General features: G+C 40.0%; 16 protein-coding genes. 13 read left to right on the top strand and 3 right to left on the bottom strand.

From position 1 onward, the window contains the following. Nucleotides 1–68: 68 nt before the first annotated feature. On the bottom strand, nucleotides 69–770 hold the full coding sequence (locus tag XEN7305_RS24040) for a DevA family ABC transporter ATP-binding protein (protein ID WP_006512144.1): 702 nt from the start codon (nucleotides 768–770) through the stop codon (nucleotides 69–71). 258 nt (nucleotides 771–1,028) lie between these two features. Between XEN7305_RS24040 and XEN7305_RS24035 the strand changes: the two genes are divergently transcribed. Further along, nucleotides 1,029–1,268: a hypothetical protein gene (locus tag XEN7305_RS24035; protein WP_006512143.1), complete on the top strand. Its 240-nt coding sequence runs from the start codon at nucleotides 1,029–1,031 to the stop codon at nucleotides 1,266–1,268. A 227-nt stretch (nucleotides 1,269–1,495) separates the two neighbouring features. Continuing rightward, the gene (locus XEN7305_RS24030; RefSeq protein WP_006512142.1) at nucleotides 1,496–2,179 is read left to right on the top strand and encodes a DUF4386 domain-containing protein; all 684 of its coding nucleotides are present in this window, start codon (nucleotides 1,496–1,498) and stop codon (nucleotides 2,177–2,179) included. A 14-nt stretch (nucleotides 2,180–2,193) separates the two neighbouring features. On the opposite strand, the gene devC is transcribed toward XEN7305_RS24030, so the two are convergent. Then, nucleotides 2,194–3,375: an ABC transporter permease DevC gene (devC, locus tag XEN7305_RS24025; RefSeq protein WP_006512141.1), complete on the bottom strand. Its 1,182-nt coding sequence runs from the start codon at nucleotides 3,373–3,375 to the stop codon at nucleotides 2,194–2,196. Beyond that, complete coding sequence (locus XEN7305_RS24020; RefSeq protein WP_006512140.1) at nucleotides 3,376–4,602, bottom strand: ABC exporter membrane fusion protein; 1,227 nt, start codon at nucleotides 4,600–4,602, stop codon at nucleotides 3,376–3,378. A 178-nt stretch (nucleotides 4,603–4,780) separates the two neighbouring features. Between XEN7305_RS24020 and XEN7305_RS24015 the strand changes: the two genes are divergently transcribed. From XEN7305_RS24015 to XEN7305_RS23965, 11 genes are all read left to right on the top strand, one after another. Further along, entirely contained in the window at nucleotides 4,781–5,305 is a 525-nt protein-coding gene (locus XEN7305_RS24015; RefSeq protein ID WP_006512139.1) for a pentapeptide repeat-containing protein, read from the top strand. A gap of 33 nt (nucleotides 5,306–5,338) precedes the next feature. After that, nucleotides 5,339–5,998: a pentapeptide repeat-containing protein gene (locus XEN7305_RS24010; protein ID WP_006512138.1), complete on the top strand. Its 660-nt coding sequence runs from the start codon at nucleotides 5,339–5,341 to the stop codon at nucleotides 5,996–5,998. A 147-nt stretch (nucleotides 5,999–6,145) separates the two neighbouring features. Continuing rightward, nucleotides 6,146–7,183 (top strand): dihydroorotate dehydrogenase-like protein, encoded by a 1,038-nt coding sequence (locus XEN7305_RS24005; protein ID WP_006512137.1) that lies wholly within the window; start codon nucleotides 6,146–6,148, stop codon nucleotides 7,181–7,183. Nucleotides 7,184–7,200: 17 nt separating this feature from the next. Continuing rightward, a complete protein-coding gene (locus tag XEN7305_RS24000; RefSeq protein WP_006512136.1) occupies nucleotides 7,201–8,364 on the top strand; it encodes an ATP-dependent 6-phosphofructokinase in 1,164 nt (387 codons plus the stop codon). A 9-nt stretch (nucleotides 8,365–8,373) separates the two neighbouring features. Then, nucleotides 8,374–8,718, top strand: coding sequence for a hydrogenase maturation nickel metallochaperone HypA (gene hypA / locus XEN7305_RS23995; protein WP_006512135.1), 345 nt, complete (start codon nucleotides 8,374–8,376; stop codon nucleotides 8,716–8,718). Between the two features lie 206 nt (nucleotides 8,719–8,924). Then, complete coding sequence (locus XEN7305_RS23990; protein ID WP_006512134.1) at nucleotides 8,925–9,359, top strand: hydrogenase maturation protease; 435 nt, start codon at nucleotides 8,925–8,927, stop codon at nucleotides 9,357–9,359. A gap of 21 nt (nucleotides 9,360–9,380) precedes the next feature. After that, complete coding sequence (gene hypB / locus XEN7305_RS23985) at nucleotides 9,381–10,100, top strand: hydrogenase nickel incorporation protein HypB (protein WP_006512133.1); 720 nt, start codon at nucleotides 9,381–9,383, stop codon at nucleotides 10,098–10,100. Between the two features lie 63 nt (nucleotides 10,101–10,163). Beyond that, complete coding sequence (atpD, locus tag XEN7305_RS23980) at nucleotides 10,164–11,534, top strand: F0F1 ATP synthase subunit beta (RefSeq protein ID WP_006512132.1); 1,371 nt, start codon at nucleotides 10,164–10,166, stop codon at nucleotides 11,532–11,534. Between the two features lie 14 nt (nucleotides 11,535–11,548). Next, nucleotides 11,549–11,935, top strand: a complete 387-nt coding sequence (locus tag XEN7305_RS23975; RefSeq protein ID WP_006512131.1) for a F0F1 ATP synthase subunit epsilon — start codon at nucleotides 11,549–11,551, stop codon at nucleotides 11,933–11,935. Next, the gene (locus XEN7305_RS23970; protein WP_006512130.1) at nucleotides 11,928–12,206 is read left to right on the top strand and encodes an AtpZ/AtpI family protein; all 279 of its coding nucleotides are present in this window, start codon (nucleotides 11,928–11,930) and stop codon (nucleotides 12,204–12,206) included. Before XEN7305_RS23975 ends, XEN7305_RS23970 begins: the two co-directional genes overlap by 8 nt. Next, the gene (locus tag XEN7305_RS23965; RefSeq protein WP_006512129.1) at nucleotides 12,199–13,413 is read left to right on the top strand and encodes a cation:proton antiporter; all 1,215 of its coding nucleotides are present in this window, start codon (nucleotides 12,199–12,201) and stop codon (nucleotides 13,411–13,413) included. Before XEN7305_RS23970 ends, XEN7305_RS23965 begins: the two co-directional genes overlap by 8 nt. The last annotated feature ends 46 nt before the right edge of the window (nucleotides 13,414–13,459 follow it).

Here is a 13,459-nt window from a genome sequence, read left to right as displayed (position 1 = left end):
TTGACCACTGATTTTCTGAGCTCAAAACTGCACACAGCAATCATCTTTTATCAAGAAGCGAACTGTTTTTACTGATTAACCAAAGCAGTATCCTTCGCTAATCTGCCATCTTCCATATGTATAATGCGATCCGCTATATCAAGAATGCGGTTATCGTGGGTTACTAAAAGAATAGTGCAACCCTGTTCTTTTGCCAACTGCTGCATAATTTCGACAACGTTACGACCAGATTTACTGTCTAGTGCGGCGGTAGGTTCATCTGCTAAGACTAGCTGTGGTTGACTGACTAAGGCACGGGCGATCGCGACTCGTTGTTTTTGTCCCCCAGAAAGACTATCGGGATAGAAATTGACTCGATCTCCTAGCCCAACCGCTTCTAAGATATCTTTCGTCATTGTGTTACGTTGTTCAAAATCAATATCTTGATGCAATCTTAGGGACATTCGTACATTTTGCTCCACTGTCAAACAGGATAGTAAGTTATGGGATTGAAAGATAAACCCGATTTGGTTACGAACTTTGACTAATTGATTTTTGCTCGCACCATAAAGTTCTTGTCCTAAAATGTTTACTCTACCTGACTGTATGGAGCGTAAGCCACCAATAAGTGTTAAGAGAGTAGTTTTTCCACTGCCGGATGGTCCTGTCATAATTACAATCTCGCCAACAAATATATCTAAATCAACATCGAATAGAACTGGCTTGCGTAACTCCCCTTTGCCGAAAGCATGGTTGAGATTTTGAATAGCTACAACACGGTTATAAGACATGGTTAGTTGTTAGTGGTTAATAGCTTGCTACTTTTTCCTTGTTGGTTCTGATTTATGTATCTTTAAAATTGTGGATAAAGAACTTGAAGAAGTTGTGAGTATAAAAATAAATTTAAATGAATCTAGTATCGGCTTTATAAGACAATTACCCACGAGCCACTAACTACTAAATACTAACTTTACAGTCCTTTATATTCTGCCTCTAATGGCTGCGTTAGGATTGAATAAATATCAAGGTTTAATAGCCAGGGAGGCGTTATGTTTCTCAAACAAAAATCCAGCGGTAATCTGGTAGAAATTCTGGAGCCGCCAAACCTTTACGATCCTTTCAAAGTAGAAATTCTCGCAAAATGTCATGCTGGACAAGAAATGCAAGACCCAGAAATGTTCGTGAAGTCTGAGCTTATTTTCCCTTCTGGTGAATCATTACCCCAATGTTGGCTAGATCCAGACTATAAGCACCTTTTCCATAAAGAATCTCACGCAGTGGCAGTTTGATCCAGTTTTTTTGCCTTTAAAAAAGCTGTTTTTTACCTGCTGAAAAATATAGCTATCAAAAGATTATTAATCAACTTAAAAAGGTAGAAACTTTTTCTTCTGCCTTTTTTGTCATGGCAATCTACTGGCAAGGATAAAGCTTAATAGAGTATTTGGGTTTGATGATGAAGGTTTGGAATATCAAACTCAATACATGGCAATATCAGAAGATAAACAGGTACTTAAAAATGAATGGAAACCGAAAAACCGCAATAATTGTGGGGATTTTGTTTATTACTGCGACCTTCACAACATCAATTAGTCAAGTTCTCTTAACTCCGATTTTGGAAACTCCAGATTTTCTGTTGCATATTGGGGTACATAGCAATCAATTCGTTCTTGGAGTATTGCTAGAGTTAGTCAATGCACTGGCTAGTGTGAGTATTGCGATCGCCATCTTTCCAGTTCTTAAAAAATACAGTGAGGGTATTGCCATTGGTTACGTTAGCTTTAGGGCTATTGAAGCAACCATCGGCATTATTGCTGCAACCAAGCTGCTGTCATTACTAACGCTGAGTCAGACGGACACCATGGCAGAAAATTCCATAACGTCAGATAGTAAAAGTTTAAGCACTTATTTAATTGCAGCACATGATTGGACTTTTCTGCTGCTGTTGCTCGTATTTAGCCTGGGTGCCTTGATGCTATATCCTGCCTTATACAATTCTCAACTCGTTCCTCGAATCATCTCCCTTTGGGGTCTTGTTGGCAGCATAATGTTACTGATAGCAAATTTGTTAATCTTGTTTGGTTTCACTGATCTTAATTCAGCGATCGACAATTTTTTGTCTCTGCCGATTGGGTCGAATGAAATGGTGTTAGCAGTATGGCTAATAGCTAAAGGATTTAATTTATCTGCGATTGACCACTAACTCCGAACTCCGAACTAAAACACTTCCGCAGGATCAGCTGAACTCAGTTTCCGAATCGCGATCGCGCCAGAAGCAAGACACATAATAACTGTCATAAAAAACACTCTTAAGGCAACATCAGATTGCATCGCTAAAGGCATTTTAGTTAAAGCTTCTAGCAACCCGTACATGCCAATAGAAACCCCAAAACCAGGAATAAAACCCAATACGGCAAGAATAATCGCCTCCTGGAAAACTACGGCTAATAGACTCTTATCGGGATAACCTATAGCTTTGAGAGTAGCATATTCAGCTAAATGATCGTTGACATCGGCAAATAAAACTTGATAGACAATAACTACCCCCACCACAAAACCCATCATGACACCAAAGTTAAAGATTGTTCCTGCGGGATGGTTTTGATCCCAAAAATCTTTTTCTGTTTTAATAAATTCTTGATGAGTCATTACAGCAACGTCATTAGGCAAGCTGGCTCTGACTTTTTGTTTGACTGTTTCTATCTCTGCACCAGTTTCAACCTTAAGTACACCAACTGTTATATTGTCGACACTATCTGCACCATACAAACGGAGATAATTCCAATCGCTAGTTATCAAATATCCTTCGACCCAGAGTGTACTACCTAAAGTAAACATTCCACTAACGCTAATTCTACGCTCCAACATCTCTGTCGTAATTGGTTTTCCTTGCTCAAAAGTTTCTGTAATTGGTCCCAAATCTGGCCGGGCTAGGCGATCAACCAGAACCTTATCTGGTAGTTTGATTTTTTCTAGCTGTTGGTTAACTTCCGGTAGATCTAAAACAGGATGAGCAGGATCGAAAGCCAAAATTGCTACGCTAGTTACTTTCTTTTCCCAAGGATTAATCCAGCCTGCATTAGCATAATAAAAAGGTCTAGCCTCAGCAATGCCCTCTACAGCAGCAGCTTGATAAAGATGACGATGGTCAAAATTTTGACCGTCAATCAGAGTTTTCGCTCTAGCACTCACTAAAAATAAATCCCCATTGAGATTTTCGTGAATGCGAGTAATACCCCCAAATAAGCTGGTATAAAAACCAAGCTGCATAAAGATTAAAATATCTGCAAAGGCAATTCCTGAAACAGCCACCAGCAAACGAACTTTTTGATGAGACAATTGTGCCCACCCTAAGAGGGGTTCTTTCGTGAATCTTTTTAAAAAAGTTTTAATCTTCATTTATAGTAAATCAATCCGAACTCTGACCTGTAAATTAGTTAATCCAGCAACCTTGTTACTATCTTGTGAATCGAGATGTACTTTCACTTCGACAACCCGGGCATCTTTGTCCGCAGTAGGATCTGATTCGAGAACATCTTGTTTTTTAATTTGTAAGCCGATATGATCCACTGTTCCTTGTAATGTTCCTTCAAAGCCTCCATGCTCACTGATTACCGTTGCCCTCTGTCCTACTTTCACTTTGCTGACATCGGTTTCATAGACTTCTGCGATCGCATACATCTGACTAGTTCTTCCCAATTCCACAATGCCTTCTCTAGTGTCGACTTGTTCTCCTACCAAAGTATTAATCTTCAATATTTGACCGTCTATTGGTACGCGTACGTAATAATCTTCCAGTTCAGATTCAATCCGCTGTACTTGAGCGATTGCATAATCTAATTCTGCTTGAGATTCTGCTAAATCCACAGGTCGCACTTCTTGTAACTTATCGAGAACTGCTTGTTCTTGGGTGATCTGTTCGCGTAAAGTGGCAACTGTGTTTTGTAGTTTTGCTTGGGCTAGATCTAGTCGAGCTTGCGATCGCTTGTATAATTCTTGACGATCATCTAAACTCGATAGACTAACTGCTCCATCTTTATAAAGGGCCTGATAGCGATTATGGTTGATTTCAGCGTTTTTAAGCTCAGCTTGAGCGTCAGCTATTTCCGCTTTTCTTTCAATGCTTTCAGTGCGTAGCTTGGCCATTAAACGAGCTATATTAGCCTTTTGAGCTGCAATTTCAGCTACTTTAGCTTCTCCTGCCTGGATTTGCTTAAGTTTGGCACGATAAACCCGGACATTTTGTTTAGCTTCAGCTAATTCAGCTTGTTTTTGGTCTAATCCTTGGAGAGTGGCAATTAACTGTTTGGCTTGCACAAAATCGCCTTCCTCTACCAGTAATTCATTAACCCGACTATCTTGAGCATTAGCGACAGAAAGCTTAATTACTTCTCCTTTCGGTTCTAATCTTCCTAAAGCTGTCACCGCGATCGGGGTTAACTTAGTGATTGGCTCTGGCTCAATAGTTGGGTTTGAAGCCTGAGAAATATACCAATTGGCCATTACAGCACCTAAAGAAACAATTAACAAGCTAATTAGCCAAGTATTAAGTTTTTTCTTAGCTGACTGCTGCGGTTCCTCTGTAGAAGTTGGATTTATTGACTTTTTGTATCTTAAAGCTTCCATAATTCGTGAACAAAGAATATATTGAAAGTAGATAGCTACCCTGCAAACTTGTCCCCTCACTGCAACTCAAATCGCTCTATATTCACGGTTCTAGATCAATAACTTGAAGAACTTGTGAAGGGAAACAAATGATGTAACAAAAGTACAGACGCGACACATCGCATCTCTAAATAGAAAAATGAATGTAGATACTTTATTAGCAAAATACACTTCAGGTGATCGCGATTTCAGCAATGTCGAATTGAGTGAAGCTAACCTAGAAGGAGTGAAACTAAGTGGTGTTAACTTTATTCGTGCTAATTTGTCCCAAGCCATACTGAGAAATTCTAATCTTAGTGGGGCATTTTTTGTTTTAGCCGATCTCCAGAAAGCAGATTTAAGTGGCGCGATCTTAATTGTTGTCAATTTTAGTGGCGCGAATCTCCAAGAAGCAAATTTAACTCAGTCCAAACTAAGCGAAGCTGTCCTAACTGGGACTCAGTTACAGGGAGCAAACTTAACCGAAGCAAATCTCCAAGGGGCAATATTGGCAGGAGCCAACCTGAGCGAAGCCAACTTACGAGGAGGCGATCTCAGAGGAGCAAATCTTTACGGTGTAGATCTAAGAAATGCCGACTTGACCGATGCCAAGATTACTCATGCCAATCTGCGAGGAGCGAACTTAGAAGGTGCAATTATGCCCGAGCAGTTGATTACAGCCTAAGAAGACTCTCAAAATTATTACAGGAGAAGAGTAATGGTAGATATAACTCAGCTATTAGAAGAATATGCTACAGGAATCAGAAATTTTTCTGGTGTCAACCTTAATGGGGTCTGTCTTTCTCGCGCCCAACTTCGGGGAATTAACTTCCAAAATGCTCAGCTAATTGGTGTTAATCTCAGTGCTGCCGATTTATCAGGTGCAGACCTAAGTCAAGCAAACCTAATTGGGGCCAACCTCAGTGCAGCTAATTTGGTTGGAGCCAATCTCAGCAAGGCAGATTTAATTGGTGCCAATTTGGGTGGTGCCAAGTTAGCTAATGCTGATCTACAGGGAATCACTCTCAACGGGGGGAATATGAGTGGTGCTAACCTCAATGGTGCTAACCTCAGTCATGCATCTTTAAAAGGTGCTAATTTCAGTGGTGCTTTTTTGAATGCTATTCTGATTGAAGCCAATTTGCGGAATGCTAACCTAAATAGTGTGAGTTTGGTGGAGGCAGACGTAAGTGGTGCAAATTTACAAGGAGCAAATTTAGTCGGAGCCAATCTTTCTAAGGCTAATCTCTACAAAGCCATTTTTGTTGAGGCTAATTTAATTGGTGCTAGTTTGACAGGAGCAAATTTAAAATTAGCTAACTTCAGTAATGCTAATCTCAGTCGGGAAAGCTTACAAGAACTAGAGGTAGCGCTCTGATCGTAACAGAGTAGAAATCTGGTGTAATTAACAGTATGGAAATTATGCGGAAAGTCTCCCAGCTGGAAGAAAGGGGGAAAAGGAATAAAAAAACCATTATTTAATGGCTAAAAACAGTAACTCGGTAGAAAAAGAGGAGGAAGATAGATGGTAGATTTATCTACAACTTATTTAGGCTTAGAATTGCGATCGCCTTTGGTAGTTGGTGCTGCTGCGCCTTTAACTGAAGATATCGATAATATTAAATCTATTGAAGATGCTGGAGCATCGGCAGTAGTGCTACATTCTCTGTTTGAAGAACAATTATTAGAAGAACGCTACGCCCTCTATCATCATATTACTCAGGGTACGGAAAGCTATCCCGAAGCTATTTCCTACTTTCCCGAACCGGAAGTCTTTTATGTTGGTTCTCAAGCCTATCTCAATCAAATCCGTTATGCAAAAGAAACAGTTGATATTCCCATAATTGCCAGCCTAAATAGTTCTACTATCGGTAGTTGGGGTGACTACGCCAAAAAAATTGAACAGGCAGGGGCAGATGCTATTGAATTGAATATTTATTACATCGAGACGGATGAAACCATAACTGGAGGACAGGTAGAACAACATTATGTTGACATCGTTCGTGCCGTCACTAACTCAGTGAGCCTACCCGTAGCAGTTAAGCTGAGCCCCTTTTTCAGCAACATGGCAAATATGGCAAAATGCCTTAGTGATGCTGGGGCAAATGGCTTAGTATTGTTCAATCGTTTTTACCAACCAGATATTAATTTAACAAGTTTATCAGCCGAACCTAATTTACTTCTCAGTACTTCTGGGGAAATTCGGTTACCGATGCGTTGGATTGCTATCTTATCTGGCAGCCTTCCTCTTGATTTTGCAGCTACCAGCGGCATTCATACTGCCCATGATGTGATCAAGATGATGATGGTAGGCGCAAATGTAACTATGTTAGTTAGTGTCTTGCTCAGTCATGGTATCGAACAGTTACAAAAAATCGAAAAAGACTTAGTTGAATGGTTAGAAGAAAAAGAATACAAATCTATTAATCAATTACAGGGCAGTATGAGCCAAATGAACTGCCCCGACCCCAGTATGTTTGAACGAGTACAGTATCTAAAGGCGTTACAAACTTATCATCCTCACATGGGAGCGATCAATAGTCAGTCGTCAATTGAAAATTAAACACACACTAAAGTGATATGAGCAAAAGAATTGGAATTCTTACCAGTGGAGGAGATTGTCCTGGCTTAAATGCTATTATCCGTGCGGTAGTCAAATGTTCTAGTCAGAAAGGGTGGGATGTCTACGGTATTCCCTATGGTACTCAGGGATTTTTGAGATTAGCGAACGGGAATTGTCACTCTCAAGATTTCGAGCTAAGAGAACATTGTTATGATCTTCCTGGTTTGCTTCATGGTATAGATATCCTGCAATTTCTAAGTGGAAGTATTTTAGGCTCGTTAAGTAAAGGAACTTCTGGCGATCAGGCGATCGCAGACACTATTATCCGAGGCTATCAGGATCTAAAACTCGATGCCCTAATAGCAGTGGGAGGAGACGGGAGTTTAGATATTATTTACGATCTAGCACAACAGGGACGATGGAATATAGTTGCTATTCCCAAAACTATTGATAACGATGTCCCCTTTACCGAAAGATCTGTTGGTTTTGATACAGCAGTAGATAAGGTAACTTCTGCTCTTTATGATCTTACCTTTACAGCGGCTAGTCACGATCGCACGATAATCATCGAAGTTATGGGGCGGAATGCAGGTCATTTAGCATTATCGTCGGGTATCGCTGGCGGTGCGGATGTGATTTTAATTCCCGAACTAGTGCCAAAAATCGATGAAGACTTAATTACCAATATCTGTCTTCGTATTGCCCAGCTACGTCAGTCAGGACGCAAATTTGCCTTAGTTGTGATCGCCGAAGGTGTTAGAAATCATGCTGGAGAAAGACAAAAAGCGATCGCAGAATATTTGACTACTCAAATAAATGAGACTAGCCAAAAACTATCTTTTACTGAAAAACTAGAATTTTGCGATCTTCATAAAATTGAAACACGATCACTGATTTTAGGTCATATCCAACGTAGCGGGACTCCTTCATCTTATGATCGCCTGTTAGCTGCGACCTTTGCCAAAAAAGCTGCAGACCTCATTGCCGAAGAAAACTATAACCAATTAGTAGTCTGGCAAAATGGCGAAGTCCAAATTCAATCCCTAGATAAAGTTGTCAGTCATATCAAAAAACGTCATCAATTGGGTATTTGCCCTAATCCCGTTGATGCGAATGGTTTCTTAGTCCAGACGGCAGGCTCTCTAGGCATTTACCTCGGCGAAAACCCTATCCCTCATTAGGATGTATAGATGCACGAAGTCAGTATTATGCAAAATACTCTAGATATTGCGATCGCGCAAGCCCAAGAGAATAGTGCTAAGAAAATTGATAATTTAACTATGAATATTGGCAAATTATCGGGGGTAATTCCTGAAGCTTTAGAATTTGCTTTTGATATTTTGATTCAAGGAACAATCGCAGAAAATGCCCAGCTTAAGATTAAGACAATACCTATAGTTTGTTATTGTCAGAGTTGTGATCACAACTTTCAGCCAGCAGAATATATCTTTGAATGTCCTCAATGTCAGGAAATTAGCATTAATATTGTGACTGGTCGAGAATTGGAATTGGCTTCCGTCGTAGTTAGTAGTTGATGCTCAATATAGCCCTTCTCTAATTAGTGAGATACATAAGGATATGCTTTAGGGAATAGGGAATAGGGAATAGCAAACTGTATCTTATGAATATGAGAAACGCTATACCTCAGATATCTTCACAAGTTCCTCAAATTATTTAGTTACAAAATAATCGTCAGCATTCAACAAGCTAAATTTTTTTAATGTATAAGTAGTTAGTAGCGATGGCTAAATGTTTAATCATCGGTTATGGCAATAACTTGCGGAGTGATGATGGTATTGGAAGGCGAGTAGCAGAAGTAGTTAGTAGTTGGCATTGGCCAGAAATGAAATCCCTGTCTCTTCCTCAATTAACTCCAGAAATAGCTACTAATTTGGCTGAAGCAGATGTAGTTATTTTTGTCGATGCTTGTCAAGCTGTTGCTCCTGGCGCGGTAGAATCATATGCTTTACAGGCTGTAGACGATGCTCATATTAGAAGTCATTTCAGCAGTCCCCAAGTAATGCTCAGCCTAACCAAGATGCTATATGGTAAATCTCCTCAAGCTTGGTGGTTAGTCGTACCAGGAGTGAATTTTCGGGTTGGAGATCGCCTATCATCTGTTGGAGAGCAAGGTGTTGCTCAGGCATTAATTCAGATTAAAAATTTAGTTTCATAGCGTTCACTAAGGCGGGTAGTTATGTGTCAAGATTGTGGCTGTAGTCTAATAAATAATATTGTTCCTCAAGCAGATCAGCATCAACATCAGCATAAAATTGATATCAATCAAGGCATTCTGAGTAAAAATGAGCGCCTAGCAAAAAGTAACCGAAGCTACTTTAAATCTAAAGGATTATTGGTTATTAATTTGCTTTCCTCACCAGGCTCAGGAAAAACAGCACTAATTGAAAAAATGCTCCAAAATTACGGTGATTCTTGGAAAATTGGTGTAATTGTGGGGGATCTTGCGACGGATAATGATGCTCGAAGATTGCAAAGTAAAGGTGCCCCAACAGTCCAAATCACCACAGGGAATGCTTGTCACTTGGAAGCAGCTATGATTGCCCGAGCTGCCGCAAAGCTCGATTTAGATGATCTTGATTTGCTGGTTATTGAAAATCTAGGCAATTTGGTTTGTCCTGCCGCTTACGATTTAGGGGAAGATCTAAGGGCAGTATTGCTATCGGTAACGGAAGGAGAAGATAAGCCTCTTAAATACCCGATTATGTTTAAATCTGCTCAGATAGTAGTTATTAATAAAATCGATCTTGCTGAAGCTGTGGAATTTGAGAGGGAAAAAGCAATCGCTAATATTCAAAAAATTGCTCCTCAAGCCCAGATATTTGAGGTTTCAGCAAAAAATGGACAAGGAATTAACGCCTTACATACTTATTTATTCTCACTCAATTGCCTCTATTAGCAAATCAATCGCTTCATTAATTATCCTCACAAATTCTTCAAAGTTATTGCTTAATCTCAAAAGATGACAACAAGCCAAGGTCAAGTGATTTCTATTCGTGGTAGTGTGGTCGATGTTTTATTTCCTCATTCATTACCAGCAGTTTATAGTTTATTAATAGCAGGAGAAAATAAACAGGTAGCTCTGGAGGTAATGACCTATCCTAGTTCAGGCTTGGTCAGAACGATCGCTCTGACTCCTACCCAAGGACTAGCTAGGGGTTCAATTGTCAAAAACACTGGTCATCCTCTCCAGGTCCCTGTAGGCAATACTTTATTGGGGCGGATGTTGAATGTTTTTGGCGAAGCAATTGACGGTAAAGAACAATTATCCGCAAGTAAATGGCGATCTATTCATGCTGCGCCTATTCCTTTGGGCGATCGCTCCACTATTACAGATATTTTTCTGACAGGAATTAAAGTAATTGATCTTCTTGCTCCTCTAGAAAAAGGAGGTAAAGCAGGATTATTTGGGGGTGCTGGGGTAGGAAAAACAGTTTTGATTACGGAATTGATTCATAATGTTGTTAGTCGATACAAGGGGGTGAGTATTTTTTGTGGTATTGGTGAGAGATCGCGGGAAGGAGAAGAACTCTATCGAGAAATGCAAGAAGCAGGAGTGTTAAATAACACTGTGATGGTATTCGGACAGATGAACGAATCACCAGGAGTTCGTTTTCGTGTGGGACATGCAGCTTTAACTATGGCAGAATATTTTCGTGATGATTTACATCAAGATGTTCTACTAACCATCGATAACATTTTTCGTTTTATCCAGGCAGGTTCAGAAGTCTCTGGGCTGATGGGACAATTACCTTCAAGAGTTGGTTATCAACCTACTTTAGCAACCGAGTTAGCTGAATTAGAAGAACGGATCTGTAATACTGCATCTGGCTCAATTACCTCTATTCAAGCTGTCTATGTTCCCGCCGATGATTTTACTGATCCTGCTGCGGTGCATACTTTTGCTCATCTTTCTGCTTCTATTGTTTTATCTCGTAAACGCGTCAGCCAGGGGTTATATCCTGCGATCGATCCTCTACAGTCGGATTCTAAAATGCTGACTCCTCAAATAGTCGGCGATCGCCATTACCAGATAGCCCAAGCAGTACGTCAAACTCTTGCTAATTATGAGGAGCTAAAAGATATTATTGCCATGCTGGGATTGGAAGAATTGGCTCAAAGCGAACGAAAAATAGTTTATCGTGCCCGAAGATTAGAAAGATTTCTGACTCAGCCCTTTTTTACCACTGAGCAATTTACAGGTTTGGAAGGGAGGATGGTTCTGTTAAAGGATACTTTAGATGGCTGTGAGCTGATTCTCAATGATGACTTTGACGCTTATCCGGAACAATCTCTATACATGATTGGTAGTATCGATGAAGCAAATAACTAGGCAGGGTTGCAATCATGAAGTTGAAAGTTTTAATTCCCACAGAAGTATTAATCGATCGCGAAGTTACCAAAGTTATTGCTGAAGCGGAAAATGGTCATTTTTGTCTCTTGCCCCATCATATTGATTTTGTCACCGCATTAGTTCCAGGAATACTGAGTTTTTCGACCACAACAGCAACAGAAATATTTGTCGCCGTGGATGAAGGAATTTTGGTTAAATGTAATCGTCAAGTTTTCGTGTCTACTCGTAATGCGATCGAGGGAAATAGTTTAGAAACTCTCAAGCAAACTGTGGCCGAACAGTTTCAAATATTAGATGAAAAGGAAAAACTAACCCGTTCAGCGTTAGCAAAGTTTGAAGCGAGTATGATGCGTCGTTTTAAGGAGTTGGGACATGGGTAAAAAAAATTTTCAGCGTCAAATTTCTACTAAAAGCGATCGCAAAATAAAAGCCAGAAGAGAAGCCAAAAATATCTGGTTTGGCTTGGGAATGTTTGGTATGGTGGGTTGGTCTGTCGCGATTCCTTCTCTACTAGGTATTGCTTTAGGGGTCTGGATCGATACTCATATCCAGAGTAAATATTCTTGGACTCTGATGCTACTAGTGATTGGTGTAGCTTTGGGATGTTTCAATGCCTGGTATTGGATCGCTAAGGAGAGCCAAAGTGATTGATAGAGAAACTTTACTGCTGTTTCTGGTTTTACTCGTAGGATTAACCTTAATTTTTACTATTTTAATTAAAGCTGCTTTGGAGCGAGTTGGCATCCCTCCTTTGGTTGGTTATCTAATTTTAGGAATAGGAATGGGCTTGCTAAATAGCCAAGTGTATTTTCTGTCACTACCAGTTAGAGAAGTATTAGCCTTTTTAGGTGAGTTAGGTATTATTTCCCTGTTGTTTCGGGTTGGTTTGGAAAGTAATCTGGCCGGATTAATTCGCCAACTACCCCGGGCGAGTTTTATTTTCTTAGGCAATCTCTCCTTTAGTGGCATTCTAGGTTTTTTTGCCGCCTCGAAACTACTGCAACTCCCACTTATTCCCAGTCTTTTTATTAGTATTGCTTTGATGGCGACTAGTGTTGGGATCTCTGTGAGTGTTTGGCAAGAAGCTAAGGCTTTAAATACTGAAAATGGAGAATTACTAATCGATATTGCGGAAATGGACGACATCGCTGCGATCGCTATAATGTCCTTATTTTTTGCCATGATCCCAGTTCTCAATGGCAATGTAGAAGCCAATATTGTTCCTGTATTCCTACAAACTATCATTCCTTTCTTGACAAAAGTAGTTGTTTTTGGCGTTTCGTGCTTAATTATGTTTCGCTATCTCGAAAGGCCGATGACTCAATGGTTCGAGAGACTTGAGCCAGCACCAGACCCCATGATAATGGTGGTAGGAACAGCTTTTATTATTGCTGCTTTAGCAGGCTTGATGGGCTTTTCCGTGGCAGTAGGAGCTTTTTTTGCGGGATTAGTATTTTGTCGTGATCCTGATGCAATTAATCTTGATGCTTCTTTTAGCACTCTTTATGAATTCTTTGTTCCTTTCTTTTTCATTCATATCGGGTTGCAGCTAGAAATTGTATCTTTTGCTGGCAGTCTGAATTTAGTAATTGTTTTGCTGATTGTGGCAGTTTTGGGAAAAGTAATCGGTACAGGACTACCTGCTGTTTTGACCACAGGGAAAGCAAGTGCCTTATTGTTAAGCATTAGCATGATTCCCCGCGCTGAAATTGCGATGGTAATTCTGGAGAGAGGACGACAATTAGGAAATTGGGCAGTATCTCCACAAATTTTCACTAGTATGATTTTGGTTTCAGCAATAACTTGTATTGCGTCTCCATTGTTATTGCGTCCTTTACTACAGAAATCGGTTCAATAAAAGATTATATTAGTATTCCATTGATTTCTATCACAAGTTCCTCAAA

Origin of the sequence: Xenococcus sp. PCC 7305, assembly GCF_000332055.1 — a bacterium.
In the GTDB taxonomy this organism is placed as follows: Bacteria; Cyanobacteriota; Cyanobacteriia; order Cyanobacteriales; family Xenococcaceae; genus Xenococcus.
The sequence above is the reverse complement of the archived record's forward strand: the minus strand, read 5'-3'. Positions and strand labels throughout refer to the sequence as shown.